Raw genomic sequence first — 24,323 nt, forward strand, 5'->3', positions numbered from 1 at the left:
CCCCGCAGGTGTCGTGACCGGAGGCGGGTAACAAGGGGATCTCTCCCTGTTGACCAAAAGGTGCGAAAGGAGTTTTATGTAGATAAAGGGCAGATAAAGTCTTCCACAGGAGGCAGGGCCCGCAATGACCACTCATCCGAGCATCGAGCAACACCCCGATCTGGCCGAGATGCGCTCCCGGTTCGAGCGTGCGACCACCACCCCCCGAAGCCAGGCGGTCGAGACGCTTGGCCTCCTCACGGGTGTTTACCTGGCCGCCTCTCCCTGGATCGCCGGGTTCAGCGGCTTCACCACCCTCGCCGTGAGCAACTTGATCACCGGTATCGCCTACGCGCTGTGCATGGGCGGGTTCACCTCGGCGTACGAGCGGACCCATGCCATGGCGTGGTCCGCCTGCGCCATTGGCGCATGGACGATCGTCTCCCCGTGGGTCGTGGCCGGCAACGTCGATACGACCCGCACGGTGGTCAACAACATCATCGTCGGCGTCGTGGCTCTGCTGCTCGGCGCGGCCATGGCCGCGGCCGCCAAGAGCGAAGGCCGCTCCGGACGCTCCCGTGTCCGCGGAGGCCCCGGCCCGACCATGGACTGAGGAACGGCCCGAGGAGCTGACAGCTGACACGCTCGACACGAGCTGACGCGCGCACCGACGCGCACCCCGTACGGCCCCGACGCCACCGACGGCGCCGGGGCCGCCGCGTGCCCGGCCCCGCACGCCGCCGCACCGGCACGTAACACGGCCGCGGGCACGTCACACGAACACGTAACACAGGACAGGTGTGCGGTGTCGTCGGCGCGGGGAGGGCCGTGATCATGACATCGACTTCCGCTCCGGCCCGCCCCGGGCCCGGCCACCGCCCCGCCCGGCAACTCCTCGCGGCCTCCGTCGGCAACGCCGTCGAATGGTACGACTGGTACGCCTACACCTTCCTGGCCACGTACATCGCCGGCCAGATATTCCCCAAGGGGGCCGAGACCTCCCTCGTCCCCCTCCTCGCCACCTTCGCCGTCTTCGCCGTGGGCTTCTTCATGCGTCCCGTCGGCGGCCTCCTCATGGGCGCCGTCGCCGACCGGCACGGCAGACGGGCCGCCCTGACCGTCACGATCCTCCTCATGGGCGGCAGCAGCCTGCTGGTCGGGCTCACTCCGACGTACGCGGCGGCGGGCCTCGCCGCCCCCGTGATCCTCGTCGCCGCGCGGCTCCTCCAGGGGCTGTCCGTGGGTGGCGAGTTCGCGGCCTCCAGCACCTTCCTCGTCGAGTCGGCCGGCCCCGGCCGCCGCGGACTGTTCTCCAGCTTCCAGTACGTCTCGACGACCGTCGGCCAGCTCACCGCCTCCGGCATCGCCGCCGTACTGGTCTCCACCCTCGGCGCGGGCGCGATGGAGAGCTGGGGCTGGCGCGTCCCCTTCCTCCTCGGCGCGGCGCTCAGCCTCGTCGGGTTCTGGATCCGGCGCGGGGCGCACGAGACGCTCGCCCCCGGCGCCGACGACCGAGGCACCCGCCCCCGCCCCGGACTGTTCGACGCCCTGCGCCACCATCCGCGCGCGTCCCTGCTGATCTGCGGCATCACGGCCGGCGGCACCCTCGCGTACTACACGTGGACCTCGTACCTCCCCACATACGCCGAGCTCAACGCCGGTGTCTCGAAGGCCGACGCGTTGCTCGCCGGCACCCTCTCCCTCGGCTTCTTCGCCCTGCTCCAGCCGCTCGGCGGCCTGCTGTCCGACCGGTACGGCCGCAAGCCGCTGCTGCTCTTCTTCGGCGTCGGCTTCGCCGTCCTGAGCGTGCCGCTGCTGCGCTCCATCAGCGGCTTCGGCACGCTCCTGCTGGTCCAGTGCGCGGGCATGGTGCTCCTGACCGGCTTCACCTCGATCTCGGCGGCCGTGAACGCCGAGATCTTCCCCGCCCGCGTCCGGGCCGCCGGCATCGGCTTCCCGTACTCCCTCACCGTCGCGCTCTTCGGCGGGACGGCACCCTATGTGGGCACCCTCTTCAAGGACCTGGACCGCCCGGGGCTGTTCCCCTGGTACGTCTCCGCCCTGTGCCTGCTGTCCGCGGTCGTCTACCTGCGGCTGCCGGAGAGCGCCCACAAGGAGCTGGCACGCTGAGCCGGGAACGCTGCGCCGGGAACGTCACCGAACCCGGCGCCGTACGCGCGCTATTCGGCGCGCGCGTCGTGCCGCAGCGGCGTCAGCTGCTCGATGTCGTACCGCGCCCGCAGCGCCGCGATGGCGCCGTGGTCCGGCGGGCCGCCCTGGTCCAGGATCTCCAGCAGCTCCTCGAAGTACCGCTCGTGGTCCGGCGGCGGCGACGCCTGGAAGAACATTTTGGCCGGGGTGTCCGTACGGTTGGCGAACGCGTGCGGGCAGCCCGGCGGCACCACGATGACCGTGCCCGGCGTGGCCCGCACCGTGCGCTTCCCGGACGCCGACTCCCAGTGCCGCCAGTCGTCCCGCGTCCGCACCCGTGGCTCGAACGCCAGTACGTCCAGCTCCCCTTCGAGTACGTAGAAGAGCTCCTCGCTCCGCGTGTGGACGTGCGCCCCCACGTCGAAGCCCGGCGGCACCACCACTTCGAAGCTGGACGCCGCCCGCGAGTGCTCGCCCGTCACCTTGAACGTCACCTGCTGGGCGGGCGTCCGCAGGGTCCGGCCGTGCCCCGTCGGCACCAGCAGCCCGTCGGGCGCGCCGGCCAGCAGGGCGGCCGGCGGCCCGTGGTGCGCGGTCACCAGGTCACCGGGAGGGACTCGGGGCCGCGGATGAGCGCGCCCCGGCGGAACCGGAGCCGCTCCACCGGGACGGCGAACCGCAGCCCGGGGAAACGATCCGCCATGGCGTCGACGAGGAGCTCCGTCTCCAGCCGCGCCAGCATGGCGCCGACGCAGTAGTGCGGCCCGTACCCGAATGCCACATGGGGGTTGGGGCTCCGGTCGAAGTCGAGTGTCTCCGGGTCGGCGAACACGTCCGGGTCCCGGTTGGCCGCCAGGTACGACACGTAGACCGGCTCGCCGGCCCGGATGCGTACGCCGGCGACCGTCACGTCCTCCAGCGCGATCCGGGACAGTCCGACGGCGCTGCGGTGCGGGATGTAGCGGAGCATCTCGTCGATGGCGCGCGGGCGGATCTCCGGTTCGGCGCGCAGCCGGGCGAGGTGCTCGGGGTGCGTGAGCAGGATGAAGACCATGTTGCCGACGTTGTTGGTGACCGCCTCCCCGCCGATCTGGATCAGCAGGGCCAGTCCCACCGCCTCCGAGGCGGTGACCTCGCCGTCCTCGATCGCCGCCCCCAGCAGGCCGATGACGTCCTCGCCGCCGCCCGGACCGCGCTCGCGCAGCACCTCCGCGAAGTACGCGCACATCTCGTCCTTTGCGCGCTGGCTGCGCTGGGCGCCCTTGGCCGAGGACAGGATCAGCGAGGTCCACTCGTGCATCTGCGGCCGGTCGGCCTGGGGCACGCCCATCAGCTCGCAGACCACGGCCAGCGGGAACGGCTCCAGCAGCCGTTCGGTGAAGTCGGCCGGCGGCCCGTCGCGCAGCAGCTCCTCGACGAGCTCGTCGAGACTCTCCCTGGCCCGTTCCCGCACCCGCTCCACACCGCGCGTGGTGAACGCCGGCGCCACCGCCCGGCGCAGCCGGGTGTGGTCGGGCGGGTCCTCGAAGCCGACCGCCCCGTCGACGGGGATGAAGTGCGGGGCGAGCCGGGTGACGTTGTGCTGAGTGACCAGCTTGCGGCTGAAGCGCGGATCGTTGGTCACGGTCCGCACGTCGTCGTAGCGCGTCACCAGCCAGGCCCACCCGTCGCCGTTGGGCAGCTTGATCCGGGTGATGGGCCCCTCCCGCATCAGCTCGGCCAGCACCGGGTCGAAGTCGACCCCGAACAGGTCGAGCGCGGGCCAGGGGCGTACGGGCGGCAGCGTGGCCGTGTCGGCCGTAGCGGCCGGGTCGGCCGTGGTGGCCGTGGTCGTCTCATCCAGCACGGTGCGAATCCTCTGTTGAAGACGCGATCGGGAACGGTCCAGGGATGGTTGAGGTTGATCAGACTTCAATCAGGACTGATCGGAGATGGTCCAGCGACCGAGGGACATCTCGGCCGTGATGCCGGGACCGAACCCGGCCAGCAGGCCGCGCGCCTCATGCTCCGCACTGCCCTCGTCGAACAGCCGGCGCAGCGCGTCCAGGACGACGGCGCTGGCGATGTTGCCGTACTCGGTCAGCGTCGCCCGGCTGAAGCGGAACGCCTCCGGTGGGACCCCGAGGAACTTGCTGAGGTCGTCCAGGATGCGCGGCCCGCCCGCGTGGATGATGTAGAAGTCCAGGTCGGACGCGTCCCAACCGTGCTGCCCCGCCAGCTCCTTGAGCGCCGGAGCCAGCGGCTCCATGGTGCCCGGCACCCGCTTGTCGAGCTTGAAGTGGAACCCGGTGTCCTTGACGTCGTACGCGATCCACTCCTCCGTCTGCGGCACCAGGTACGAGCCGTTGCGCTCGAGCGAGATGCCGGTGCCGCCGCGCCCGCGCATCACCGCGGCGGCGAGGCCGTCACCGAAGAGCCCGTTGGACAGCAGGTTGCCGACCTCGAGGTCGGTGGGCTGGTAGCACAGCGAGCAGAACTCGCAGGCCACGATGAGGGCGTTCGCCTCGGGATAGGCGGTGCAGAAGTCGTGGGCGCGGTTGATGGCCGCGCCCCCGGCGGCGCAGCCCAGCTGCGCGATGGGGATCTGCCGGGTGTCCGTACGGAACCCCATGGTGTTGATGAGCCAGGCCGTCAATGACGGCATCATGAAGCCGGTGCAGGACACGTAGATGATCACATCGATGTCCTGGGCACGTAGCTCGGCGTCCTCGAGAGCCTGGCGGATGACGGCGGGCACACGGGCCTTCGACTCCGCCTCGTACACGGCGTTGCGGGCCTCGAAACCGGGGTGCTTGAGCGTCTCCTCGATCGGTCGCAGGAGATGCCGTTTGCGCACGCCGGTGTTCTCCATCAGTCGCAGCGCCAGCGCCAACTGCGGGTGGTCCGCGTGGATGGAGCGCGCAAGATCGAGCGTCTGCTGCATGGTGATCACATGCTCGGGGACCGCCACCGCGGGTCTGCACAACGTGGCCATGAGGTAAGCCCTTTCGTCGCGTTTGCTCAAAGAATCACGGACCTGCGGCCAGGTCGCGCGTCGAAGAAATCCGGCGCCGTTGGGCCGAACCGGGGAGCGAAGGCCCTCGCCGGCACTGGTTGACCGCCGCCGCGGCCCGGGGCGCCGGGCCGTCGCCGCACGCCCGGCGCCCCGCTCATGGGCCGCATCACGACGTCAGGCCCCGTGACCCCGGTGCGCGACGCGCACGACGCGCAGAAGTGGCGTGCGCGGCGTGCGCAACAACAGCGACGGCGTGGCGTGACCACGACTCACCCGTGCGGACGAGCACGGCATGCCCCGGCGGAGGGCGTCGGCGCAGCATGAGGGAATGCCGCACCACTTGCGTATCGTCCACGGCCGCCCGACCGCCACCGAGCTCGCGGCGCTCACCGCCGTGCTGACCGCACTCGCCTCCAGGTACGCCGTCGAGGGCCCGGAAGCGGACTTCGCACCCGCCCCGCGCAGGGCCGAGTGGGACCGCGGCTGGCGGGCGCATCCGGCGCCCGGCTCGTGGCGCGCCCGTCTGGGCGCGGTCGTCCACCACCGGCGATGAGCGACGGCGACGGCCTGCGGCTGCTCCTCACCTCCGACACCCACGTGCCCAAACGCGCCCGGCACCTGCCCGTCGAACTGCTCGACGCCGTCGACCGGGCCGATGTGGTGCTGCACGCGGGGGACTGGGTGGACGCCGCCACGCTGGACCTGCTGGAGAGCCGCGCCCGGCGTCTGATCGCGGTGTACGGCAACAACGACGGCCTCGAGCTGCGCGCCCGCCTCCCCGAGGTGGCCCACGCCGACCTCGGCGGCCTGCGTTTCGGTGTCGTCCACGAGACAGGGCCGGCCCAGGGCCGCGAGCGCCGCTGCGAGGAGCGGTTCCCCGGCCTCGACGTCCTGGTGTTCGGACACAGCCATATCCCGTGGGACACCACGGCACCGGGCGGGCTGCGGCTGCTGAACCCGGGCTCCCCGACGGACCGGCGCCGCCAGCCGTACCGCACGTACATGACGGCCCTGGTGACCGGCGGCCGCCTCACCGCGGCGGAGCTGCACCGCCTGGGTTAGTACGGCGCGCGCCGAGGAACACGACAGACCATGAACGAGCGGAAGCACACGCCCGAGACGGCGACGGAAGAGGTCCTGCACGAGTTCGAGGAGGCCGAACTCCGCATCGGCGAGGGGGAGCGGGACAAGAGGCGGCGGAAGGACGGCGAGGCGGCCGACACCCTGACGCCGAGCCCGACGGCCCAGGAGTCGGTACGCCGCGAGAAGGACCGCGAGGGGTAGGGCCCCGCACCGGGCCGCACAGCGGCGGGCCGCCGGGGCGGCAGGCGGTGCCACCCCGGCGGCCCGCCGGTCCCCGGCCCGTGAGCCGCGTCGCGTCCGCCGCCCTGCCGGGCGCCGTCCGCGCGCGGGCCCGGCTAGCCGTCGACGGCCGCCGACGCGTTCTCGGAGGCCACGTTCGCCAGGATGTGCGACAGGGCGCTGTCACCCTTCACAGCCGTGGAATTCTCGGTGCACTGCTGGTTCTGCGAGTCGGACAAGACGTCCTGAACACCGATGTTGATCAGCAGGATGTTCTGGAGGTCCTCGATCGGCACAGCGGCGCAGAGCTTGTTGAGGGACCCCTGCACGAGCCCGAACTGGCCGCTCTGGTGGCCGCCGGTGACGGTGTTGCCGTACACCTGCTGCGAGTGGTTGCCGTTCTGCGTGTCGACGTTTCCGTCTCCCACGGCGACGGCCATCGGAACCGACGCGCCCAGCATCACCGCGGCGATACCGGCGGTCGCCAGAACCTTCTTGATCATGTTCCGTCCTTCGGAGTCGACAGACCCGACGACCGGGTCTGCTGTGCCTCACAGCACAACCCCTCCGGTGCCACGGCCCCGTGAGCCGCCGCGCACACGTCACTCTTCTGCCATACATCGGGACACTCCACCGGTGTGCATCGCGGTGCGCCGTACGATCGCACGATGAAGCCACTGTCCCGAGCGGTACGCGTGGTCGTGTCCGACGGCGCGCCCGTCCCCGCGCTGCCGGGTCACCCCGCGACGTACAAGATCACCGATCCGGCGGAGGTGCGGGAGGTGGTCACCGCCGTCGCGGCTGCCGAGGCGGCGACCGCCGCCGACCCCGGGCGGCTCGCGTTCGCGTGCATGTGCCAGGACCATCCCCGGCTGGCCTTCTACGACGCGGGACGCCAACGCATCCGCACAGTCGGCTGGCACCCCTCGGACCTGCTCGAACCGTCTGCCCCGGAGAGCATCCCGAGGCGCCACCGCGAGGCCTGGGCCGCGGCCGCCCCCGCACCGCTGCGCCACTACGCCCGGGCCTGGGCCGGGGGCGACGTGCCGGACTCCCGGACGGCGCGGTCCGTCCCGCTGGAGACCGTGTTCGGCTGGCTGGGGGCCCCGCGCGCCGACGACGCTGCCTACGCGGTCGCACACCTGGCGCCCTTCGCCCTGCTGACGGAGGCGCCGACGGCGGATCTCGCCTGGGCCGTGCGCCGTACGGACGCCACGGGGCTGGACGGCGCGGTGACCTTCTTCGCGAGCGAACACTTCACGACCCGCCACCCGAAGAAGCGCCGCGTCGGCGCGACCGCCCGCGACCTGCTGCTCCGCCACGCGCACACGCGCCACCCGCATCAGGTGGCGGTGCTCCAGCGGCGGCTGCTGGTGGCGGCGGACGACCGCGTCACGCGGTGAGGCCGACGAGCTTTCCGACCTTGCGGCCCTCCTCCAGGTCCCGCTGGGCGGTGGCCATCTCGTCGAGGGAATAGACGTGGACGGGCCCGAGGCCGATCTCGCCGGTGGCGGTCCGGTCGAGGTAGCCCTGCAGGACGGCGGCGGGCAGGTCGGCCGCGTCGCCGGAGTAGGCGGTCAGCCGCACCCCCGTGGGCAGGTAGGCGATCGGATAGAAGCCGCGTACGGTCCACTGGTTGGACAGCATCCCGGTGAAGCACACCGTGCCGTGGACGCGGGTGGTCGCCAGGGTGTCCGGCAGGGTGGGGGTGCCGACCAGTTCGAGCGCGGCGTCCACACCCCCGGGGACGAGGGCGCGGACCCCGTCGGCGACGCTGCCGTCGTCCACCAAGGGGTGGTCGACACCGTGGGCGGTGAGGGCCGCGGTGCGCCCGGCATCACGGGTCGTGGCGAGCACGGTGGCGCCCATGTCCTTTGCCAGAGCCGTCGCGGCCAGGCCCAGGGCCGAGGTCCCACCGCGGATCAGCAGCGTCTGACCGGGCCTCAGGTCCGAGCCCACCGTCAGGGAGAGCCATAGGCGGTCTGGAGGGGCTCCGGTACGGCGCCGAGGTCTCCCACGGCAGCTGCGAGGCGAACGGGATCACCTGGAAACGCGGCACCACGGTTCAGAACATGCCTCACCGATATCCAAGGGGTCGTCAGGCATGTCGTCATGTCTGGTTGCTGCCGACTTCGTTTCGACCGAAACAAGATCGTGCGCCAGGGCGGACCGGCGGCCGACGAGGTACCGCAGCGCCCACTCATGCCTCTCGTTGCTGCTTGCCCGTGGTGGCACGTGCGATTTCCGCATAAGCTGCGATGTATTGGCATGTTAACCAGTCGGGCCTCGTTCATCCTGCATGCTCGCAGGTCACAGGCGGGGAGGCTTGGACCGCGCGGTTGACGCGGCGCGAGCGGGACAAGCAACCCTCGTAGCTGACGCCGAAACAATCATGCCACCGGAGAACGCCTCCGGAGATCGCGAACAAGGCGAGCGTTACCTGACGCGGCACTAGTCGCTGTGGGCAGCCTTGGAGAGGAAAACGAGCCCTATTTAAGGTCAAAAAGTCACCAGGGCTACCGGCCACCACCTGCTAGCAGCATTAGCGGGCGCCTGAACATACGGTTGCAAGGAGGGTGCGGGCACACCGGTGGTTCCGGTATCCACAGGCTGGTGCAATCCCATAGCCCGTTTAGGGCTCTGCTGCTCGGCCCACACCCCCCTTAATCTGGATCAGACGGTCACGGCAAGCCAGCCGATCTCCTCCAACACGTGGGGACCGTCGCTCATGATATTCGCGCCGAACAGCTCGTTCATGCGGATGTGGAAGCCGGTGCGGTTGACATTGGCGATACGCACACCAGGCGTGTGGGGCCCGTGGAACGTCTGCACCTGGGCGAAGACGACGACCTCGCTGTCCTGGGGGAACGGCGTGGGGAAGTTGACGCGGGTGAAGGTCGAGAGATCGCCGCCCTGGGTCTCCACCGGGTGCTTGGAGTCCAAGGACACCTTGCCAGTCTGAATCATGCTCACAGCTGCCTCCTCCTTTGCTGTTGTCCATCGCCATTCGATGGATAAACGGGCTTTACTCAGCAGAGGGGCGGACTATGCGCGGGTAATCCTTGTGGGGGATGGTTTACCAGACAGAGGATCTTGCGACACAGATAGGCCCTACCGCTGATAAAATACGAGGAAACGCGCTTTTTCACGGTGCACACTGGCCTCGGGCCTGTGGTGGTGCATCATGACACGACAGGTACACCCACGGCGGCGAAACTTCGACGGCTACTGGCGAAACAGACGGGGAGTATGCGCAGCGCGAGACGACGGGCCGCGATAAATAAATGGCGGATTAACCTGCGCGTTTCACTTGGAATCTGGCCCGGATCATGAACGGCAACGCGAGAGTGCGGCATGGGTCAGCCCTTCCACAACGCCCTCGTCGCGGCTGTCCTCAACGATCCATCTGTCGTCGGATCCTGGGGGAAAGGCTCGCCATTGCTCATCTCCAGCCCGCTGAATCGAGACAGCTTCGGCGGAGCGCCTGCGATCCCGCGCTGGTGTCCGTGACCGCGAATGAGCGCCGTGAGGCCGACCGGGTGTCCGGTGAGCGCGGGTCTGCTCACCGACGCGTGATAGGAGTAAAGAAGGTCTGCGATCCGGCGGTTCATGCGGTACGTGCCCTACATGCCCGATAGGTCCAGATGCCAGCTGGCCTGCTCAGCTGGCATCTGGAACCACAGATAACGTCGGCCCATGCCGCCCATCATGGCGGCGACCCGCTGCCCGGGCTCCAGTACGCCGTCCGGGTCCGCGTCGACGGTGCCGGTCGCCTCGATACCCGGGACCCGCGGGAAGGTCACGCCCTCGGCCAGGCCGAGGCGGGTGTGCAGTTCGGAGCGGTTGAGCCCGAACGCCTCGACCTTGACGCGCACCCACCTGGGGCCGGGCTCGGGGACGGGCGGCCGGCACAGCCGCAGGTTCGTGACCGGCCCGGGCTTGTTTAGCACGACCTCATGGTCGCGTTGACGGCGGTAGCCATGACGCCTCCTCAGAACCGGTTCCCGCGCGTATCGCGGTCTTCTTCCCTTGGGTCACGCCGTCAACCTACGCTGTCAAGATCGCGGCATCGACGGATGGCGGAGAAGGACGGAGGCGGACCGGTGGGCGAGGGCGGGAGCGCGTCGTACGTGAGGTTCCAGGGCACGAGCCGCGGCCAACGGGGGCACTTTCCCGGCGTGTTCGCGCTCGCCAACGGACTGGCCAGGGAAGGCAGGCTCTCCGAGGAGGAGTACCGGTTCTGGCGGGCGGGCAACGACTGGTACGACGCCGCCTACCCCGACCCGTCCGCCACCGACCCCACCGTCTACGACCCGGACGTGAACCCCGGTGCCGTCGCCTGGTTCAAGACCACGGCCGTGCACCTCGTGGACCGGGTGAGCGGCTACCTGGACCTCCTGGCGGCGCACGGAGTGGCGTGCGAGCGTGTGGAGTCGTCGTCGCCGGGGCGGATCGTCTACGAGGACGACGTACAGGTCGTGGTCGTCCCGTGGGGGACGGAGCCGCCGCACCGGTCCGCCGACGGAATACCCGCGCGGTGACGCGGTTGTAAGACGACATGACCACCTATACGACGCACGACACGGACCGCTCGTTCCTCTTCGTCCTCGGCAGCTCACGGCCGGACGGCAACACCGAGATCCTCGCGAGAGCCGCCGCCGAGCAGCTGCCCGCCGGCACGCCGCAGCGCTGGGTGGACCTGGCCCAACTGCCGTTGCCGGACTTCCAGGACGGACGGCACGAGACCGCCGGCTGGTCGACGGGGGAGGCCGAGGAGACGCTGCGGCAGGCCACCCTAGAGGCCACCGACATCGTCATCGCCTCGCCCCTGTACTGGTACAGCCTCTCCGCGCACGCCAAGCGGTACCTGGACTACTGGTCGGGCTGGCTGGTGGCGCCGGACTCGGACTTCAAGGAGCGGATGGCCGGCCGGACCCTGTGGGGCGTGACGGTCATGGCCCACCGGGAGGAGGTCGTCGCCGACGGCCTGGTGACCAGCCTCCACCACTCGGCCGCGTACATGGGGATGCGGTTCGGCGGGGTGCTGTTCGGCAACGGTTCCCGGCCCGGGCAGGTGCGGAACGACGAGCGGGCGGCGATACGCGCCAAGACCTTCTTCCAGCGTGAGGCCCCGCTCGCCCGGTTCCCCTACGAGGAGGAGGCCGGGGAGCGGTAGCCTCACGCTGGACGGGAGGGTGACGGAGCGTCAGGACGCGGTGCAACCGCCGAGGACCGGGGCCGAGGTGTTGCCGTTCGTCATGACGGTGAACCCGAAGCTGGTCGAGGCTCCGGCCGCCAGGCTGCCGTTGCCGTTCGGCCTCATCGTCATGACGTTCCCGCTGCTGTCCCAGGTGGGTGAGCCGTTCCAGGTCGCGGACACCTTCTGCGGCGGCGTCACCGTGACCGTGGTGGTCCAGCCGGTGATCGGCGCGGCGCCCGCGGTCACGGTCACCTGGCCGTTGAAGCCGCCGTTCCACTGCGCCGTCCTGGTGTACGACACGGAGCAGGTCGCGCCGCCCCCGCCGCCTCCGCCGCTGCCTCCGAGCGCGGCCAGGACGGCGTGGTACGCGGGCTTCTTGGCGTAGTTGCCGTCGAAGAGCAGCGGTGTGCCGCTGCTGCGCCAGGAGTACTTGTCGGTGACGCCCCAGACGGTGATGCCGGTGCAGCGCGAGACGGCCAGGCACGCCTTGACGACGTTGCCGTAGCTCGTGGCCTGCGCGGTGCCGGAACCCTCGATGTCGAGCTCCGTGATCTGGACGTCGACGCCGAGGTCGGCGAAGCGCTGGAGGTTCGCCTGGTAGTCGGCCGGCACCGGCGACGCGCTGTTGAAGTGGGACTGGAAGCCCACGCAGTCGATCGGCACGCCACGCGCCTTGAAGTCCTTGACCATGGCGTAGACCGCGTTGCTCTTCGCGTTGACGCCGTCGGTGTTGTAGTCGTTGTAGCAGAGCTTCGCGCCGGGGTCGGCGGCGCGGGCCATGCGGAACGCCTCCTCGATGTACCCGTTGCCGAGCTTGTCCTGGAAGGGCGAGCTGCGCCGGGCGCCGCTGCTGCCGTCCTGGAACGCCTCGTTGACCACGTCCCAGGCGACGACCTTGCCCTTGTAGTGCTGCATGACGCGGGTGATGTGGTTGTTCATCGCCGACCGCAGGTCGGCGGCGCCCAGCCCGCCCACCCAGCCGGGCAGCTGCGAGTGCCACACCAGGGTGTGGCCGCGGACCGACATGCCCCTGCCCAGGGCGTGGTTGACGATCCGGTCGGCCGAGGTGAACGTGAACGAGTTGCGGGTGCCCTCCAGGGCGTCCCACTTCATCTCGTTCTCGGGCGTCACCGAGTTGAACTCGGTGTTGAGCGTGGAGACGTACGGCGCTTCGCCCAGGTACTGCGCCGATACGGCGGTCCCGAAGTAGCGGCCCTTGGCGGACGCCGCCGACGCGAGGGTGCTCGCGGCCTCGGCCGTGCCGGACAGGCCGGCCACGCCGGCCGCGGCGAGCAGGAACGCCGTACCGGCGGTGAGTAAGCGGCGCGCCCGGGAGCGCCTGCCCGGGTGGGCGGGTTCGGGGCGCACGGAGGTACGCATGACCATGTCGTGGTCCTCTTCTGGGGGGTGCCGGACGACCGGAGGACCGTCCGGACGGGCTGATGGGTCGGCTGTCGTTCGTCGACGGACATGCCGGGCAGGGCGCCCCGCCGAATGGCGCGCGTCGGCACGTAGTCCCTGTATCCCTGTTCCGAAGCGGCGTCCCCCGCTTCGAAACTTTCGGGACTTCTTCCGAAGGTTGGCCAGACCATACGGCCGACGCTCCGGGCGGTCAACAGCCCGGACAGGACGAGAGTGCCTCGTCTCAGGCCGAGGCTCCCCGGGGTGACGGCGACGCCGACGGCGACGGCGGTGCGGTGCTCTTGCGCACCACCAGCTTCGTGGCCAGCTCCATGCGCAGCGCGGCCTTCCCGGGGTCGCGCGGCCGCAGCAGCATCTGCGCCGCCTCCTCGGCCATCTGCCGCAGCGGCTGATGGACCGTCGTCAGCGCCGGGGCCGACCATTGGGCGAGCGGGACGTCGTCGTATCCGACGACCGACAGGTCGCCCGGCACGCTGAGGCCCTTCAGGCGGGCCGCCTCCAGCACGCCGAGTGCCTGGAGGTCGCTGCCGGCGAAGATCGCGGTGGGCCGGTCCGGCCCGTCGAGCAGCTCCATGGCGTGGGAGAAACCGCCTTGGACGTGGAAGTCGCCGAACCGCACGTGGCGCGGGTCGACCGCCAGGCCGGCCACCGTCATGGCGGAGCGGAATCCGTCGAGCCGTGCCAGCGAGCACATCATGTCCTCGGGCCCGGTGATGATGGCGATGCGCTCGTGCCCCTGGTCGACGAGGTGGCGGGTCGCGGCCATGCCGCCCGACCAGTTGGCGGAGCCGACGGAGGGCACGTCCGGCTCGGGATCACCGGCCGGATCGATGATGACGAATGGGATCGCGCGGGACCTGAGCTGCTTCTTGACGTCGTCCGGCAGGGTCGAGAAGACGAGGACCACGCCGAGCGGGCGGCGCCGCAGGACCCCCTCGACCCAGTCCGGGCCGGGGGAGTGGCGGGTGCCGCTCTCGGTGAGGACGACGCCGGCGTTGTGCTGCTTCGCGACGTTCTCGACCCCCCGGATGAGCTCCATCGCCCAGACGCTCTCCAGCTCGTGGAAGACCAGCTCGATCAGCGGCGCGTGGGGCGTTCCCTGCGCGCGGCGCCGGTAGCCGTGGGTGACCAGGAGCCGCTCGACCTTGGTGCGCGTCGGGAGGGAGACGTCGGATCGGCCGTTGAGGACTTTCGAAACCGTCGAGAGGGAGACACCGGCCTGCTCGGCCACCTCCGCCAGGGTCACCCGGCCCACCGCACCGTCGTCATCACGCATGCCCGAAGGATAGGGCACCTCCGCCGGCCGTGGTGCGGCTGTGCCGCCGCCCCCGTTGACGGCTGCGGGAGGCTGCCCTACTGTCCAGGACTCGCAGCGACTTTCGCTCGTACGCCAGAAACTTTCGAGAGGCTAGGCGATGAAGACACGTGCGCGGTCCCCCCGTTTGCTCGCGGCCGGCGTAACCCTGGCCATGGCCCTGAGCCTCGCGGCCTGCGGGGGCGGCGCCGGTGGGACGTCGTCCGGCGAGGGCGAGTTCCACGTCCTGGTCTACGGAGACGCCACCAACAAGGTCGAGAAGCGGCTGGTCGACGAGTTCAACAAGACGTCCAAGGTCAAGGCCGTCCTGGACACCATCCCGGGCGCCGACTACCAGCAGAAGCTGCAGACCGTCATCAGCACTCCGCAGGCCCCGGACGTCTTCTTCAACTGGGGCGGCGGCAGCATCGAACCGTACGTCAAGGCAGACCTGCTGCTGCCCCTGGACGAGTTCACCAAGGACGACCCGCAGCTGCTGTCCCGGTTCCTGCCGTCCGTCTTCAACACCGCCGTCGTCGACGGCACGCCGTACGGCATCCCCATGCGCGGTACGCAGCCGGTCCTGCTGTTCCACAACAAGCAGGTGCTGGCCGACGCCGGCATCGCGCCGCCCCGCACCTGGGACGAGCTGCTCGCCGCGGTGAAGACGCTGAAGGAGCGGGGCGTCACGCCCATCGCGCTCGGCGGCGGCGACAAGTGGCCGACCCTCATGTGGTTCGAGTACCTCTACGACCGCGTCGCGGGCCCCGAGCTGTTCCAGAAGGCGCTGGAGGGAGACAAGAGCGTCTGGGAGAGCGCCGACAGCAGGAAGGCCCTGCGCATGCTCCAGGAGCTCGTCGACGCCGGCGCCTTCGGCTCCAACGTCGACTCGGTGAAGTTCACCGACGGAGGCTCCCCCGCGCTCCTGGCGAGCGGCAAGGCGGGCTTCGAGCTGATGGGCTCGTGGGCGTACGCCACCCACCAGGACGCCGACAAGGAGTTCGCCGAGAAGCACCTCGGCTACACCGCCTTCCCGACCGTCGCGGGCGGCAAGGGCGACCAGACCAACCTCGTCGGCAACACCAACAACTTTTACTCGGTGCTGAAGAAGACCAAGCACCCCGAGGCCGTCGCGGAGTTCCTGAAGCTGATGTACTCCGACACCTTCGTCAAGGAACAGCTCGCCGTCGGCAACCTGCCCACCACGACCAACACCGAGAAGTTCCTCGGCACCGCCGCCAACCCGGCGTACTCCCGCTACCAGTTCGACCTGGTCAAGAAGGCGCCCTCGTTCCAGCTCTCCTGGGACCAGGCCTACCCGCCGGCCGCCATCACGCCCATCCACCAGGCCGTGCAGAGCTTCCTCAACGGCCGGATCGACGCGGACGGCTTCATCAAGGCCATGCAGGCCCTCCCGACGGTCTGACCCCGAACCGACATGACCCCACAGCCCCAGACGACCCGGATGGGCCGCCCCGGCTTCGGCTGGGCGCTCCCCGCCACCGTGTTCTTCGCCCTCTTCGCGCTCGTCCCGCTCCTCATGGTCGCGGTCCTGTCCTTCACGACCTGGAACGGCCTCGGACCACCCGAGTTCGCCGGCACGGCGAACTGGACCAGGGTCTTCCGCGACCCCGTCATGATCGAGAGCATCTGGCTCAGCCTCCTGCTCACCGCGCTCGGCGTGGCGGTCCAGACCCCGCTGAGCATCCTGCTCGGCGTCTGGGCCGCGGGACACCAGCGCAACCGCGCGGTGCTGTCGGCCCTCTACTTCGTCCCGCTGCTGCTCTCCACCACCGCCGTCTCGGTGCTGTGGCGCGCGGTGCTCGACCCGAACTTCGGTGTGCCCTCCCGGGCCGCCTGGCTCTTCGGTGACGGCAACCTCTTCGGAGGGCAGGCCACCGCCATCGGCGTCCTGGCATTCGTGTCCACCTGGCAGTTCACGCCGTTCCACACCCTGATCTACCAGGGCGCCGCCCGGGCCATCCCGCCCGTCCTGTACCAGGCCGCGCTCATCGACGGCGCCGGGCGCTACCGCCGCTTCTTCCACATCACCCTGCCCCAGCTGCGCAACGCGATGATCACCTCGGTGGTCCTCATGGTCGTCGGCGGGCTCACCACCTTCGAGACCGTCCTCATCCTGACCCAGGGCGGCCCCGGCACCGACACCACCATCAGCGCCTACTACATGTACCAAAAGGCCTTCAAAGGCTTCGACTTCGGCGCCGGATCGGCCGTCGCCCTGGTCCTCGTCGCCGCGGCGACCGTCGTCTCGCTGGTCGTGGTGCGGGCTTCCGGCTACGACAAGATGCGCAGCTCCACGGAAGGCCTGTGATGAAGCCACGACCCCATTACCTCGCGGGCGCGGGCTCCCTGCTCTGGCTTTTCCTCGTCGGCCTCCCGCTCTACGTGATGCTCATGGCCACGGTCCGCTCCCGGTCCGATTACGCCCGCAACGGCCCACTGGCCCTCCCCGAGGCCCTCACCCTCGACAACTACCGCAGCGCCCTCACCGGCGGCTTCGGGCAGTACTTCCTCAACACGGTCCTCGTCACCGTCGCCGTGGTCGGCCTGGTGCTGCTGCTCGTGCCACCGCTGGCGTACGCGATCGTGCGCGGCGGCGGCCGGATCACCTCCGGCGCCTTCCGGCTCTTCCTGCTCGGCCTGGCCATCCCGGCACAGGCCGTGATCGTCCCGATGTTCTACCTCATCAGCCAGGCCGGTCTGTACGACAACCTCATCGGCGTCGTCCTGCCCACCGCGGCGTTCTGCCTGCCGGTCTCCGCGCTCGTCCTCAGCGGCGCCATGCGGGACATCCCGCCCGAGCTGTACGAGGCCATGGCCGTGGACGGTGCCTCGCCGCGCCGGGTGTTCTTCCGGCTCGTGCTGCCCCTCTCCAAGGGCGGCCTGTCCACGGTCGTGGTGTTCTCCGCCCTCCAGGCGTGGAACGGCTTCCTGTTCCCGCTCGTCCTGACCCAGTCCGACTCCACCAAGCTGATCACGCTCGGTCTGTACGACTTCCAGACCGAGCACGGCGTCGACATCCCCGGACTGCTGGCCGCCGTGGTCCTGTCCATGCTGCCCGTCCTGCTCGTCTACCTGTTCGCCCGTCGCGCCCTGGTCCAGGGCCTGATGGGTGTGGGAGGAAAGTGACCACCAACCCGGCCGACACGGCCGAAGCCCAGCTGCCGTCCGCGGCGCCCGTCCCGGATGCCCCCGTCCCGAACGACCCCGCCCAGGACATCGACACCCGCGTCCGCGCCCTCGTCTCCGCGATGACCCTCGAGGAGAAGACCGCCCAGCTCTACGGGGTATGGGTCGGCGCCTCCGACCAGGGCGGCGAAGTCGCCCCCCACCAGCACGACATGGAGGAGCCCGCCGATCTCGACGCCCTCCTGCCCGCCGGTCTCGGACAGCTCACCCGCCCCTTCGGCACCGCCCCCGTCGACCCCGCCCTCGGCGCCCTCTCCCTGATGCGCACCCAGCAGCGCATCGCCTCCGCGAACCGCTTCGGCATCCCCGCCCTCGCCCACGAGGAGTGCCTCGCCGGGTTCGCCGCCTGGAAGGCCACCGCCTACCCCGTCCCCCTGTCCTGGGGGGCCACCTTCGACCCGGGCCTGATCCGCCGCATGGCCGCGGCCATCGGCGCCGACATGCGCTCCGTCGGCGTCCACCAGGGCCTCGCCCCCGTCCTCGACGTCGTACGGGACGCCCGCTGGGGCCGCGTGGAGGAGACCATCGGCGAGGACCCGTACCTCGTCGGCACCCTCGCCACCGCGTACGTCCAGGGCCTGGAGTCCGCCGGGATCGTCGCCACCCTCAAGCACTTCGCCGGCTACTCCGCCTCGCGCGCCGGACGCAACCTCGCCCCCGTCGCCATGGGGCCGCGCGAGCGCGCCGACGTCGTACTCCCACCGTTCGAGATGGCCGTACGGGAGAGCGGGGCGCGCTCGGTCATGCACGCCTACACCGACACCGACGGCGTCCCCTCCGCGGCCGACGAACCGCTGCTCACCGGGCTGCTGCGCGACACCTGGGGCTTCGAGGGCACCGTCGTCGCCGACTACTTCGGCATCGCCTTCCTCAAGACCCTCCACGGGGTCGCCGGCAGCTGGGCCGACGCGGCGGCCACCGCCCTGCGCGCCGGCGTCGACGTCGAACTGCCCACCGTGAAGACCTTCGGCGCCCCCCTCCGCGACGCCGTCGCCAGCGGCCGGGTGCCCGAGGAGCTGATCGACCGGGCCGTGCGCCGGGTGCTCACCCAGAAGGCGCGACTCGGCCTCCTCGACGCCGACTGGAGCCCCGTCCCACCCGCGCTGGAGGGCGCCGACCTCGACGACCCGGCCGCACTGCGCGGCACGGTCGACCTCGACTCGCCCGCCAACCGGGAACTCGCGGCGCGGATCGCCGACCAGGCGATCGTCCTCCTCGCCAACGACGGCACCCTGCCGCTGTCCCCGTCCCCTTCCCGGCCGCGCACCATCGCCCTCGTGGGCCCCAACGCCGACGAGCCGACGGCCGTCCTCGGCTGCTACTCCTTCCCCGTCCACGTCGGTACGCAGCACCCCGGCACCCCCGCCGGGATCGAACTCCCCACCCTGCGCGAGGCACTGGAGCGCGAGTTCCCCGCCGCACGGATCGTCACCGCCCGCGGCGCGGACGTCGACGGCGACGACACCTCCGGCATCGCCGAGGCCGTACGCCTTGCCCGGGACGCCGACGTCGTCGTCGCCGCGCTCGGCGACCGCGCCGGGCTCTTCGGCCGCGGCACCAGCGGCGAGGGCTGCGACGCCGACTCGCTCGCCCTGCCCGGCGTACAGCAGGCGCTCCTCGACGCCCTCCTCGACACCGGGACGCCGGTCGTCACCGCGCTGCTGGCCGGACGGCCGTACGCGCTCGGCCGCGCCGTGACGGAGGCGGCCGCGATCGTGCAGGCCTTCTTCCCCGGCGTGGCCGGTACGGCAGCCCTGGCCGGCGTGCTCAGCGGCCGCGTCAACCCGTCGGGCCGACTGCCCGTCAGCGTCCCCCGCTCGCCCGGCGCGCAGCCCTCCACCTACCTCGCCGCCCGGCTGGCCCAGGCCACCGAGGTGTCCAGCATCGACCCGACCGCGGCCTTCGCCTTCGGCCACGGCCTGTCGTACACCACCTTCTCCTGGAGCGGACTCGCGGTCGCGAACGACGAGACCGGGACGGACGGTGAGTTCGCCCTCGCCCTCACGGTCCGCAACACGGGCGAGCGGGAGGGCACCGAGGTCGTCCAGCTGTACCTGCACGACCCGGTCGCGTCGGTCGTACAGCCGGTGCAACGCCTCATCGGCTACGCGCGCGTGACCCTGGCGCCGGGGGAGTCGCGCCGGCTGGAGGTCACGGTCCCGGCCGACCTGGCCTCCTTCACCGGCCGCGACGGCCGGCGTGTCGTCGAACCGGGGGAGCTGGAGCTGCGCCTGGCCGCCTCCAGCGCGGACCCCCGCCTGGTGGCGAGGGTCCGCCTCACCGGGGCCGCCCGGTACGTGGACCACACCCGGCGGCTCCACGCGCGCATCGGCCCTGCTCAGGCGAGCCCGTCGACGGGCAGGCGCATCAGCAGCACGTGATAGGGGTCCCAGCGGGACATCGTGAAGTACACCTCCGCCCCGGTGGTGGCCGGGTGCAGGAACCCGCCGTAGAGGCCGGGATGGTCCCGGCCGTCGACCACCACCCGGCCCTCGCTCCACGGCCCCGTCGGATGCGGGGCCGTGCGCGCCACGATCGCGGCACGGGACTCGTCCAGGTGGAGCGCCAGCCACCTGCCCAGATGGGTGTTGTACTGCACCGACAGCTCACCCACCGGACCTCGCATGACCGGTACGGCGTCGGCCTGCGCGCCCGCCCGCCAGCCGGCGGCGGTCCAGTACTCGTACGCCGCCGGATCCAGCAGGGCCGCCGCGGTCGTCCGGGCCAGACGGGCGTCTCCGAACCGGCCGCTCGGCGTACCGAAGAGGTAGACGTGGCCGCCCCACGGCACCAGCGCCCCCATCTGGAAGGTGCTGGTGCCGCCCGCGTTGTCCCACCGTGCCGCGGACGGCTTGGTCCAGGTGCGGCCGCCGTCGTCGGACCAGGCCATGCCCGCGTGGTTCGTCACCCACCTGCCGGGCGGCCCCCAGGAGCGTACGGACATGTAGTGCACGTAGTCCCGGCCCAGCGCGCTCACACCGGCCGTGGGGATGACGGTGACCTCGTCGAGGCCGGGGTCACCGGGCAGGAAGCGGGCCGCGTGGCCCGGCCGGTCGGTCACCATGGAGTCGATGAGCATGCCGTCGTCCAGGCGGCCGTCGGTGGAGTGCGCCAGCGTGTTGAAGCGCCAGTCCGCGGTGGCGGGCCCGGCGCCCTTGCCTCCCCAGCCCTCTCCGTAGGTGTCGCCGAAGGCGACCGCCACCCGGCCGAGGCTGTCCCGCCACATCACGCCCAGGTCCGTGGCGTGCACGGCGAACCGGTCGCGGGTCCGGTTGACGTCGCCGTCCCCCTGGCCCGCGACCAGGGCCACGACCTCCGCCCGGGGCGCCGGGGCCGAAGGCGCGTCCTGGTCTCGAGCCCGGTCCGCCGGGCGCGCGGCCCGCGCCGACGCCCAGGCCGCCGCCGGCAGCAGCGCCAGGCACACCGCGAGGCAGACGCCCCACGCGATACGCCGCCGTCGCCCGGTACGACGCGACGTCACGCCCGCCTCCGCGCCGCGCCTCCGATGCCGCCTCACCGGGCGGAGTCCATCCGGCGGGGCCCGGCGGGGTGCCGCGCCAGGTGCAGACCGACGACGGCGACCAGCACCGTCACACACGCGGTGAAGATCAGCCCCGCCTGCTCCAGCCCCCGCCACATCGTCAGCGCCCCCACCCCCACCACGGGCAGCGAGATCCCGGCGTACGCCACGACGAAGAACGACGAGATCGTGCCGGCCCGCCGCTCGGCGGGCGCGGCGTTCCCGACCGCGGTCACCGCCGCCCGGAACGCGAGGCCCTGCCCCAGCCCGCCGCAGACCGCGCCCGCCACCAGCAGCGGCATGGCCTTCACCCACAGGGACGCGCCGACGAGGAATAGCCCCACCACGAGCACCAGGCAGCCGAGCGGTGCGGCGGTGGCCAGGGTGAGCCGGCCCGTGAGCGACTGCCCCACGGTCGAGGAGAGGAACACCGCGAACACCACCAGCCCCGCGACGGCCAGGTTGGTCACGCCCAGGGTCTGCGACACGAAGCTCGGGGCGACCGCCGTGAACAGTCCGAGGAGCGAGAAGCCCGCGAACGCGGCGAGCGCCGAGGGGACGAAGACCCCGCGCGTCTCGGGCGGTACGTGCAGCCCCTGGGGCCGCAGGGGCGTCCGGCGGCGCGGCTCGGCCACGGTCTCCGGCAGCGCCAGGACAAGGACGCAGGCGACGGCCACCAGCGCCAGATGGGCGAGGAACGGCAGCCGGAGCGGCAGCGGGGCGTACTCGGCCAGCAGTCCGGCCAGCAGGGGCCCGCAGCCGAGTCCGCCCATGTTCGCCGCCGTCGCGGCGAATCCCGCGCGGGACTTCTGCCCCGGTGCGGCCAGCTCCATCACGGTTACCGTGCCGACGCCGCTCAGCAGCCCGGCCGAGAACCCGGACAGCATCCTGCCGGCGAACAGCAGCGGCAGCCCGCCTTCGAGCAGGAAGCACACGGCGCTCGCCGCGGCGAGCCCCAGGGCGTACAGCAGGACCGGGCGGCGCCCGGCCCGGTCGGAGTGGTTGCCCGCCAGCAGGAGGGTGGCGATCACGCCCACCGCGTAGACGGCGAAGACGACCGTCACCATCAGCTCGGAGAAGCCCAGTTCCTTGCGGTACAGCCCGTACAGAGGCGTGGGCAGTGTCGTGCCCGCCATGCCGATGGCGAAGACGGCGGCCGCCGCCGGGTAGCCGAGGCGTCGTCGCCGGCCGCGGTGTGCGCCGTGCTCGATCCGAGAGGACGTACCGGTCATGGCGATCACCCTAGGCACGTGAGCCGTGGGTCCACGGAACGCCATGAGGGACGAGAACCCCTGCCCCGCGGCTCTCGCCCGATCGGCGGTACGGGGCCGGATCGCCCGCATCGGCCTGGCTCAGGTCGAGTCGGTGGTCCACGGCCAAGCGGCCTCGCGCCCGGCCTCGATGAGTCCGACCATCCGGAACGCGGCGTCCGTGAGGCCGCCGAAGGTGTGCCGGTGTGGTCCCGTGGGGCCGTGGGCGGGCCGGTAGCCCGCGAGGTTCCACGTGTAGACCGGGATGCCGGCCGGGACCGCTTCGGTCGGCCCGCCCGGGTCGTAGGCGGCGGTCTGCTCGTCGGTGACGATCAGGACCCGGTCGTGCTCCCGGTAGTGCTTCCGCAACGCCTTCGCGGTGTAGGTGCCCCCCATGCTGCGGAACCGCTTCATCACCTCCAGTACCGGCTCACCGCGCTCGAACGGCACCGCCGCGCTGCCCCAGCCGAACTCCACCAGGTCCGCTCGCTCGGCCCGCATCGCCAGCGCGGTGCCGAACACGGCCGCCGCGTCCGCCCGGGTCAGCGTGGACCGCTCGGAGACGGTGTCCCAGAACATGGAGTCCGACCGGTCCACCAGGATCAGCGTCCGGCCGGGCAGGGACGGTACGTTGGCCAGCGAGTGGCCCAGCGCCCGTTCCAGCGCGTCCGCCCAGCGCGGCGACGCCACGTGCCGGTGCGCGGCCAGGTAGCGGAAGGGGAACAGTCGGGACCGGGCGACCTCGGAGGCGTCCGAGAGCCGTGCGGCGACCTGCGCCGCGACCTCGTCCGAGACCCCGGCCTCGTCGAAGTTCCGCAGGTTGCGCAGGAGTGCCATCGGCCCCATCGAGGGGATCACGGCTTCCCAGACGGCGGCGTCCATCGGGCCGTGGAGCCAGCCCGCCAGGGCCTCCCACGTCATGCCCGCCGCCGCCAGCCGCGTGGTCGCGTCCGGTCCGGTGACCACGGCGCGCCGCTCGGCGGCCGGCAGCCCCGTCAGCGCCCGGTGCGCGGTCAGCACCTGGTCGGCGATCGGCGGCACCGCACGCTCCGGGTGGTGGCGGCGGTCCAGGGCGTACCGGAAGAGCGCGCCCTGCCAGGGCTTGCCCGGGTCCGGGGAGGCGTGCACCAGGTTGAGCACGTCGCCGAAGCGGAACCACCTGCCCGCGGTGTCGTACTTGAGCAGCGACCGCGAGGTGTACAGCCGGCGTACGGCGTCGGCGACGCCCCGCTTCACGGGCTGCGGCACGTTCCGCCCGTACGCCGTGAACCAGTGGGCGAGCAACTCGCCGGGCTCGTCGGCGCGCTGGAGCACCGAGTCGATCACGGACCTGTTGGACGGACCCTCGGTGGCCCCGGCTTCGAGCCGGGCCCGTACGTACGCGGCGGCGCCCACCATGGACGCGGTACGCATGTTGCCCTCGCCGCGCAGCCAGCGCAGCAGACCGGCGGTCCACACCGGGTCCTCGACGGCGAGTTGGCGGACGAGCCGGACGTACCGGTCGTCCCGCTCCCGGCCGCCTTCGTAAAAGGTCTGCTGGGAGACGAAGTTGCCCACGGCGAGGAGGAAGAGCTCCTCGCGGGGCTCCCGGACGAAGGCCGGACCGCCCGGGTACGTGCGGAACTCCGGCACGGCGAGCCTGTGGAGGCGCGGTGTCGGGGCGGGCATGGCGCGGGCGGCCGCCGCGACATGCGGCGCCACGAGCATCTCGGACCACATCTTCGAGACGCGTCGGGTGTAACGAGGCAGCGAATCCCCCCGGATCCAACGAACGGAACGGCCCCGGCCGCGAGACCGCCGGGGCGAAGACGCCCGCGCCTGGCGAGATCAAAGGGGCGGCGGCGTCACTTGGTTGTCAGAAGAAGTAGCCGCAGCCGAGCGCATCGTCAGGCGCGGTCGCGGCGCCGACCCTACACAGGCCGCCGAGCCTCACGCCACCGAATTCAGTGCGGGCACCCCGGGAGTCGGCGCGCTCGGAGCACCTGGCCATGTCCCTCGGG

Annotated in this window: 24 protein-coding genes; 12 read left to right on the forward strand and 12 right to left on the reverse strand. The window is 71.4% G+C overall.

Annotated features, from left to right (window positions below):
• Nucleotides 1–124: 124 nt before the first annotated feature.
• Nucleotides 125–592, forward strand: coding sequence for an SPW repeat protein (locus tag ACIRNI_RS22335; RefSeq protein ID WP_403553562.1), 468 nt, complete (start codon nucleotides 125–127; stop codon nucleotides 590–592).
• A gap of 221 nt (nucleotides 593–813) precedes the next feature.
• Nucleotides 814–2,109 (forward strand): MFS transporter, encoded by a 1,296-nt coding sequence (locus ACIRNI_RS22340; RefSeq protein ID WP_403553564.1) that lies wholly within the window; start codon nucleotides 814–816, stop codon nucleotides 2,107–2,109.
• Nucleotides 2,110–2,159: 50 nt separating this feature from the next.
• On the opposite strand, the gene ACIRNI_RS22345 is transcribed toward ACIRNI_RS22340, so the two are convergent.
• The 3 genes from ACIRNI_RS22345 to ACIRNI_RS22355 all read right to left on the reverse strand — a co-directional run bounded on the left by ACIRNI_RS22345 (nucleotide 2,160) and on the right by ACIRNI_RS22355 (nucleotide 5,134).
• Nucleotides 2,160–2,729, reverse strand: a complete 570-nt coding sequence (locus ACIRNI_RS22345) for a cupin domain-containing protein (RefSeq protein ID WP_403553565.1) — start codon at nucleotides 2,727–2,729, stop codon at nucleotides 2,160–2,162.
• Complete coding sequence (locus ACIRNI_RS22350; protein WP_403553775.1) at nucleotides 2,726–3,973, reverse strand: cytochrome P450; 1,248 nt, start codon at nucleotides 3,971–3,973, stop codon at nucleotides 2,726–2,728. The genes ACIRNI_RS22345 and ACIRNI_RS22350 overlap by 4 nt, the downstream gene beginning before the upstream one ends.
• A gap of 72 nt (nucleotides 3,974–4,045) precedes the next feature.
• Nucleotides 4,046–5,134, reverse strand: a complete 1,089-nt coding sequence (locus ACIRNI_RS22355) for a type III polyketide synthase (RefSeq protein ID WP_403553566.1) — start codon at nucleotides 5,132–5,134, stop codon at nucleotides 4,046–4,048.
• A gap of 319 nt (nucleotides 5,135–5,453) precedes the next feature.
• Here ACIRNI_RS22355 and ACIRNI_RS22360 point away from each other — a divergent pair, with 319 nt between their 5' ends.
• From ACIRNI_RS22360 to ACIRNI_RS22370, 3 genes are read left to right on the forward strand one after another with little or no spacing between them, the layout of a single operon-like run.
• Nucleotides 5,454–5,678, forward strand: a complete 225-nt coding sequence (locus ACIRNI_RS22360) for an acyl-CoA carboxylase subunit epsilon (protein WP_403553568.1) — start codon at nucleotides 5,454–5,456, stop codon at nucleotides 5,676–5,678.
• 14 nt (nucleotides 5,679–5,692) lie between these two features.
• On the forward strand, nucleotides 5,693–6,187 hold the full coding sequence (locus ACIRNI_RS22365; protein ID WP_403553777.1) for a metallophosphoesterase family protein: 495 nt from the start codon (nucleotides 5,693–5,695) through the stop codon (nucleotides 6,185–6,187).
• Between the two features lie 30 nt (nucleotides 6,188–6,217).
• On the forward strand, nucleotides 6,218–6,409 hold the full coding sequence (locus ACIRNI_RS22370; RefSeq protein ID WP_403553570.1) for a hypothetical protein: 192 nt from the start codon (nucleotides 6,218–6,220) through the stop codon (nucleotides 6,407–6,409).
• 134 nt (nucleotides 6,410–6,543) lie between these two features.
• Here ACIRNI_RS22370 and ACIRNI_RS22375 read toward each other — a convergent pair whose 3' ends face one another.
• On the reverse strand, nucleotides 6,544–6,930 hold the full coding sequence (locus ACIRNI_RS22375) for a rodlin (protein WP_403553572.1): 387 nt from the start codon (nucleotides 6,928–6,930) through the stop codon (nucleotides 6,544–6,546).
• A 165-nt stretch (nucleotides 6,931–7,095) separates the two neighbouring features.
• Between ACIRNI_RS22375 and ACIRNI_RS22380 the strand changes: the two genes are divergently transcribed.
• Nucleotides 7,096–7,830, forward strand: a complete 735-nt coding sequence (locus ACIRNI_RS22380; protein WP_403553574.1) for a hypothetical protein — start codon at nucleotides 7,096–7,098, stop codon at nucleotides 7,828–7,830.
• Here ACIRNI_RS22380 and ACIRNI_RS22385 read toward each other — a convergent pair.
• The 3 genes from ACIRNI_RS22385 to ACIRNI_RS22395 form a co-directional block, all read right to left on the reverse strand.
• Nucleotides 7,820–8,386, reverse strand: a complete 567-nt coding sequence (locus tag ACIRNI_RS22385) for a zinc-binding dehydrogenase (RefSeq protein ID WP_403553576.1) — start codon at nucleotides 8,384–8,386, stop codon at nucleotides 7,820–7,822. The genes ACIRNI_RS22380 and ACIRNI_RS22385 overlap by 11 nt on opposite strands.
• Nucleotides 8,387–9,100: 714 nt before the next feature.
• Complete coding sequence (locus ACIRNI_RS22390) at nucleotides 9,101–9,394, reverse strand: hypothetical protein (protein WP_403553779.1); 294 nt, start codon at nucleotides 9,392–9,394, stop codon at nucleotides 9,101–9,103.
• 656 nt (nucleotides 9,395–10,050) lie between these two features.
• The gene (locus tag ACIRNI_RS22395) at nucleotides 10,051–10,377 is read right to left on the reverse strand and encodes an alcohol dehydrogenase catalytic domain-containing protein (protein WP_403553577.1); all 327 of its coding nucleotides are present in this window, start codon (nucleotides 10,375–10,377) and stop codon (nucleotides 10,051–10,053) included.
• 126 nt (nucleotides 10,378–10,503) lie between these two features.
• Here ACIRNI_RS22395 and ACIRNI_RS22400 point away from each other — a divergent pair, with 126 nt between their 5' ends.
• Both ACIRNI_RS22400 and ACIRNI_RS22405 read left to right on the forward strand, forming a co-directional pair.
• The gene (locus ACIRNI_RS22400) at nucleotides 10,504–10,968 is read left to right on the forward strand and encodes a hypothetical protein (RefSeq protein WP_403553579.1); all 465 of its coding nucleotides are present in this window, start codon (nucleotides 10,504–10,506) and stop codon (nucleotides 10,966–10,968) included.
• Between the two features lie 17 nt (nucleotides 10,969–10,985).
• On the forward strand, nucleotides 10,986–11,603 hold the full coding sequence (locus ACIRNI_RS22405) for a flavodoxin family protein (protein ID WP_403553581.1): 618 nt from the start codon (nucleotides 10,986–10,988) through the stop codon (nucleotides 11,601–11,603).
• A gap of 30 nt (nucleotides 11,604–11,633) precedes the next feature.
• Here ACIRNI_RS22405 and ACIRNI_RS22410 read toward each other — a convergent pair whose 3' ends face one another.
• Together ACIRNI_RS22410 and ACIRNI_RS22415 are read right to left on the reverse strand one after the other, a co-directional pair.
• Nucleotides 11,634–13,013 (reverse strand): endo-1,4-beta-xylanase, encoded by a 1,380-nt coding sequence (locus tag ACIRNI_RS22410; protein ID WP_403553583.1) that lies wholly within the window; start codon nucleotides 13,011–13,013, stop codon nucleotides 11,634–11,636.
• Nucleotides 13,014–13,272: 259 nt separating this feature from the next.
• On the reverse strand, nucleotides 13,273–14,325 hold the full coding sequence (locus ACIRNI_RS22415; protein ID WP_403553585.1) for a LacI family DNA-binding transcriptional regulator: 1,053 nt from the start codon (nucleotides 14,323–14,325) through the stop codon (nucleotides 13,273–13,275).
• Nucleotides 14,326–14,464: 139 nt separating this feature from the next.
• Here ACIRNI_RS22415 and ACIRNI_RS22420 point away from each other — a divergent pair, with 139 nt between their 5' ends.
• Genes ACIRNI_RS22420 through ACIRNI_RS22435 form a run of 4 tightly spaced genes read left to right on the forward strand, consistent with a single transcriptional unit; the run spans nucleotide 14,465 to nucleotide 19,934 of the window.
• Complete coding sequence (locus ACIRNI_RS22420) at nucleotides 14,465–15,769, forward strand: ABC transporter substrate-binding protein (protein ID WP_403553586.1); 1,305 nt, start codon at nucleotides 14,465–14,467, stop codon at nucleotides 15,767–15,769.
• Between the two features lie 12 nt (nucleotides 15,770–15,781).
• Complete coding sequence (locus ACIRNI_RS22425; RefSeq protein WP_403553588.1) at nucleotides 15,782–16,675, forward strand: carbohydrate ABC transporter permease; 894 nt, start codon at nucleotides 15,782–15,784, stop codon at nucleotides 16,673–16,675.
• Nucleotides 16,675–17,493 (forward strand): carbohydrate ABC transporter permease, encoded by an 819-nt coding sequence (locus ACIRNI_RS22430; protein WP_403553589.1) that lies wholly within the window; start codon nucleotides 16,675–16,677, stop codon nucleotides 17,491–17,493. Before ACIRNI_RS22425 ends, ACIRNI_RS22430 begins: the two co-directional genes overlap by 1 nt.
• Nucleotides 17,490–19,934 (forward strand): glycoside hydrolase family 3 N-terminal domain-containing protein, encoded by a 2,445-nt coding sequence (locus ACIRNI_RS22435; protein ID WP_403553591.1) that lies wholly within the window; start codon nucleotides 17,490–17,492, stop codon nucleotides 19,932–19,934. Before ACIRNI_RS22430 ends, ACIRNI_RS22435 begins: the two co-directional genes overlap by 4 nt.
• Here ACIRNI_RS22435 and ACIRNI_RS22440 read toward each other — a convergent pair.
• The 3 genes from ACIRNI_RS22440 to ACIRNI_RS22450 form a co-directional block, all read right to left on the reverse strand.
• A complete protein-coding gene (locus ACIRNI_RS22440; protein WP_403553593.1) occupies nucleotides 19,892–21,034 on the reverse strand; it encodes a DUF4185 domain-containing protein in 1,143 nt (380 codons plus the stop codon). The genes ACIRNI_RS22435 and ACIRNI_RS22440 overlap by 43 nt on opposite strands.
• Nucleotides 21,035–21,066: 32 nt before the next feature.
• Nucleotides 21,067–22,305: an MFS transporter gene (locus ACIRNI_RS22445; protein ID WP_403553595.1), complete on the reverse strand. Its 1,239-nt coding sequence runs from the start codon at nucleotides 22,303–22,305 to the stop codon at nucleotides 21,067–21,069.
• A gap of 120 nt (nucleotides 22,306–22,425) precedes the next feature.
• Entirely contained in the window at nucleotides 22,426–23,991 is a 1,566-nt protein-coding gene (locus ACIRNI_RS22450; protein WP_403553781.1) for a TROVE domain-containing protein, read from the reverse strand.
• Nucleotides 23,992–24,323 lie beyond the last annotated feature (332 nt).

Source organism: Streptomyces sp. NPDC093546, from assembly GCF_044765045.1.
In the GTDB taxonomy this organism is placed as follows: Bacteria; Actinomycetota; Actinomycetes; order Streptomycetales; family Streptomycetaceae; genus Streptomyces.

Excerpts from the sequence above, each read along its gene's own strand:
- ACIRNI_RS22390 (WP_403553779.1), bottom strand. The coding sequence starts at position 9,394 with ATGATTCAGACTGGCAAGGTGTCCTTGGACTCCAAGCACCCGGTGGAG.
- ACIRNI_RS22415 (WP_403553585.1), bottom strand. The coding sequence starts at position 14,325 with ATGCGTGATGACGACGGTGCGGTGGGCCGGGTGACCCTGGCGGAGGTG.
- ACIRNI_RS22445 (WP_403553595.1), bottom strand. The coding sequence starts at position 22,305 with ATGACCGGTACGTCCTCTCGGATCGAGCACGGCGCACACCGCGGCCGG.
- ACIRNI_RS22400 (WP_403553579.1), top strand. The coding sequence starts at position 10,504 with ATGGCGGAGAAGGACGGAGGCGGACCGGTGGGCGAGGGCGGGAGCGCG.
- ACIRNI_RS22370 (WP_403553570.1), top strand. The coding sequence starts at position 6,218 with ATGAACGAGCGGAAGCACACGCCCGAGACGGCGACGGAAGAGGTCCTG.
- ACIRNI_RS22360 (WP_403553568.1), top strand. The coding sequence starts at position 5,454 with ATGCCGCACCACTTGCGTATCGTCCACGGCCGCCCGACCGCCACCGAG.
- ACIRNI_RS22450 (WP_403553781.1), bottom strand. The coding sequence starts at position 23,991 with ATGCCCGCCCCGACACCGCGCCTCCACAGGCTCGCCGTGCCGGAGTTC.
- ACIRNI_RS22405 (WP_403553581.1), top strand. The coding sequence starts at position 10,986 with ATGACCACCTATACGACGCACGACACGGACCGCTCGTTCCTCTTCGTC.
- ACIRNI_RS22410 (WP_403553583.1), bottom strand. The coding sequence starts at position 13,013 with ATGGTCATGCGTACCTCCGTGCGCCCCGAACCCGCCCACCCGGGCAGG.
- ACIRNI_RS22340 (WP_403553564.1), top strand. The coding sequence starts at position 814 with ATGACATCGACTTCCGCTCCGGCCCGCCCCGGGCCCGGCCACCGCCCC.
- ACIRNI_RS22420 (WP_403553586.1), top strand. The coding sequence starts at position 14,465 with ATGAAGACACGTGCGCGGTCCCCCCGTTTGCTCGCGGCCGGCGTAACC.
- ACIRNI_RS22375 (WP_403553572.1), bottom strand. The coding sequence starts at position 6,930 with ATGATCAAGAAGGTTCTGGCGACCGCCGGTATCGCCGCGGTGATGCTG.
- ACIRNI_RS22425 (WP_403553588.1), top strand. The coding sequence starts at position 15,782 with ATGACCCCACAGCCCCAGACGACCCGGATGGGCCGCCCCGGCTTCGGC.
- ACIRNI_RS22380 (WP_403553574.1), top strand. The coding sequence starts at position 7,096 with ATGAAGCCACTGTCCCGAGCGGTACGCGTGGTCGTGTCCGACGGCGCG.
- ACIRNI_RS22335 (WP_403553562.1), top strand. The coding sequence starts at position 125 with ATGACCACTCATCCGAGCATCGAGCAACACCCCGATCTGGCCGAGATG.
- ACIRNI_RS22430 (WP_403553589.1), top strand. The coding sequence starts at position 16,675 with ATGAAGCCACGACCCCATTACCTCGCGGGCGCGGGCTCCCTGCTCTGG.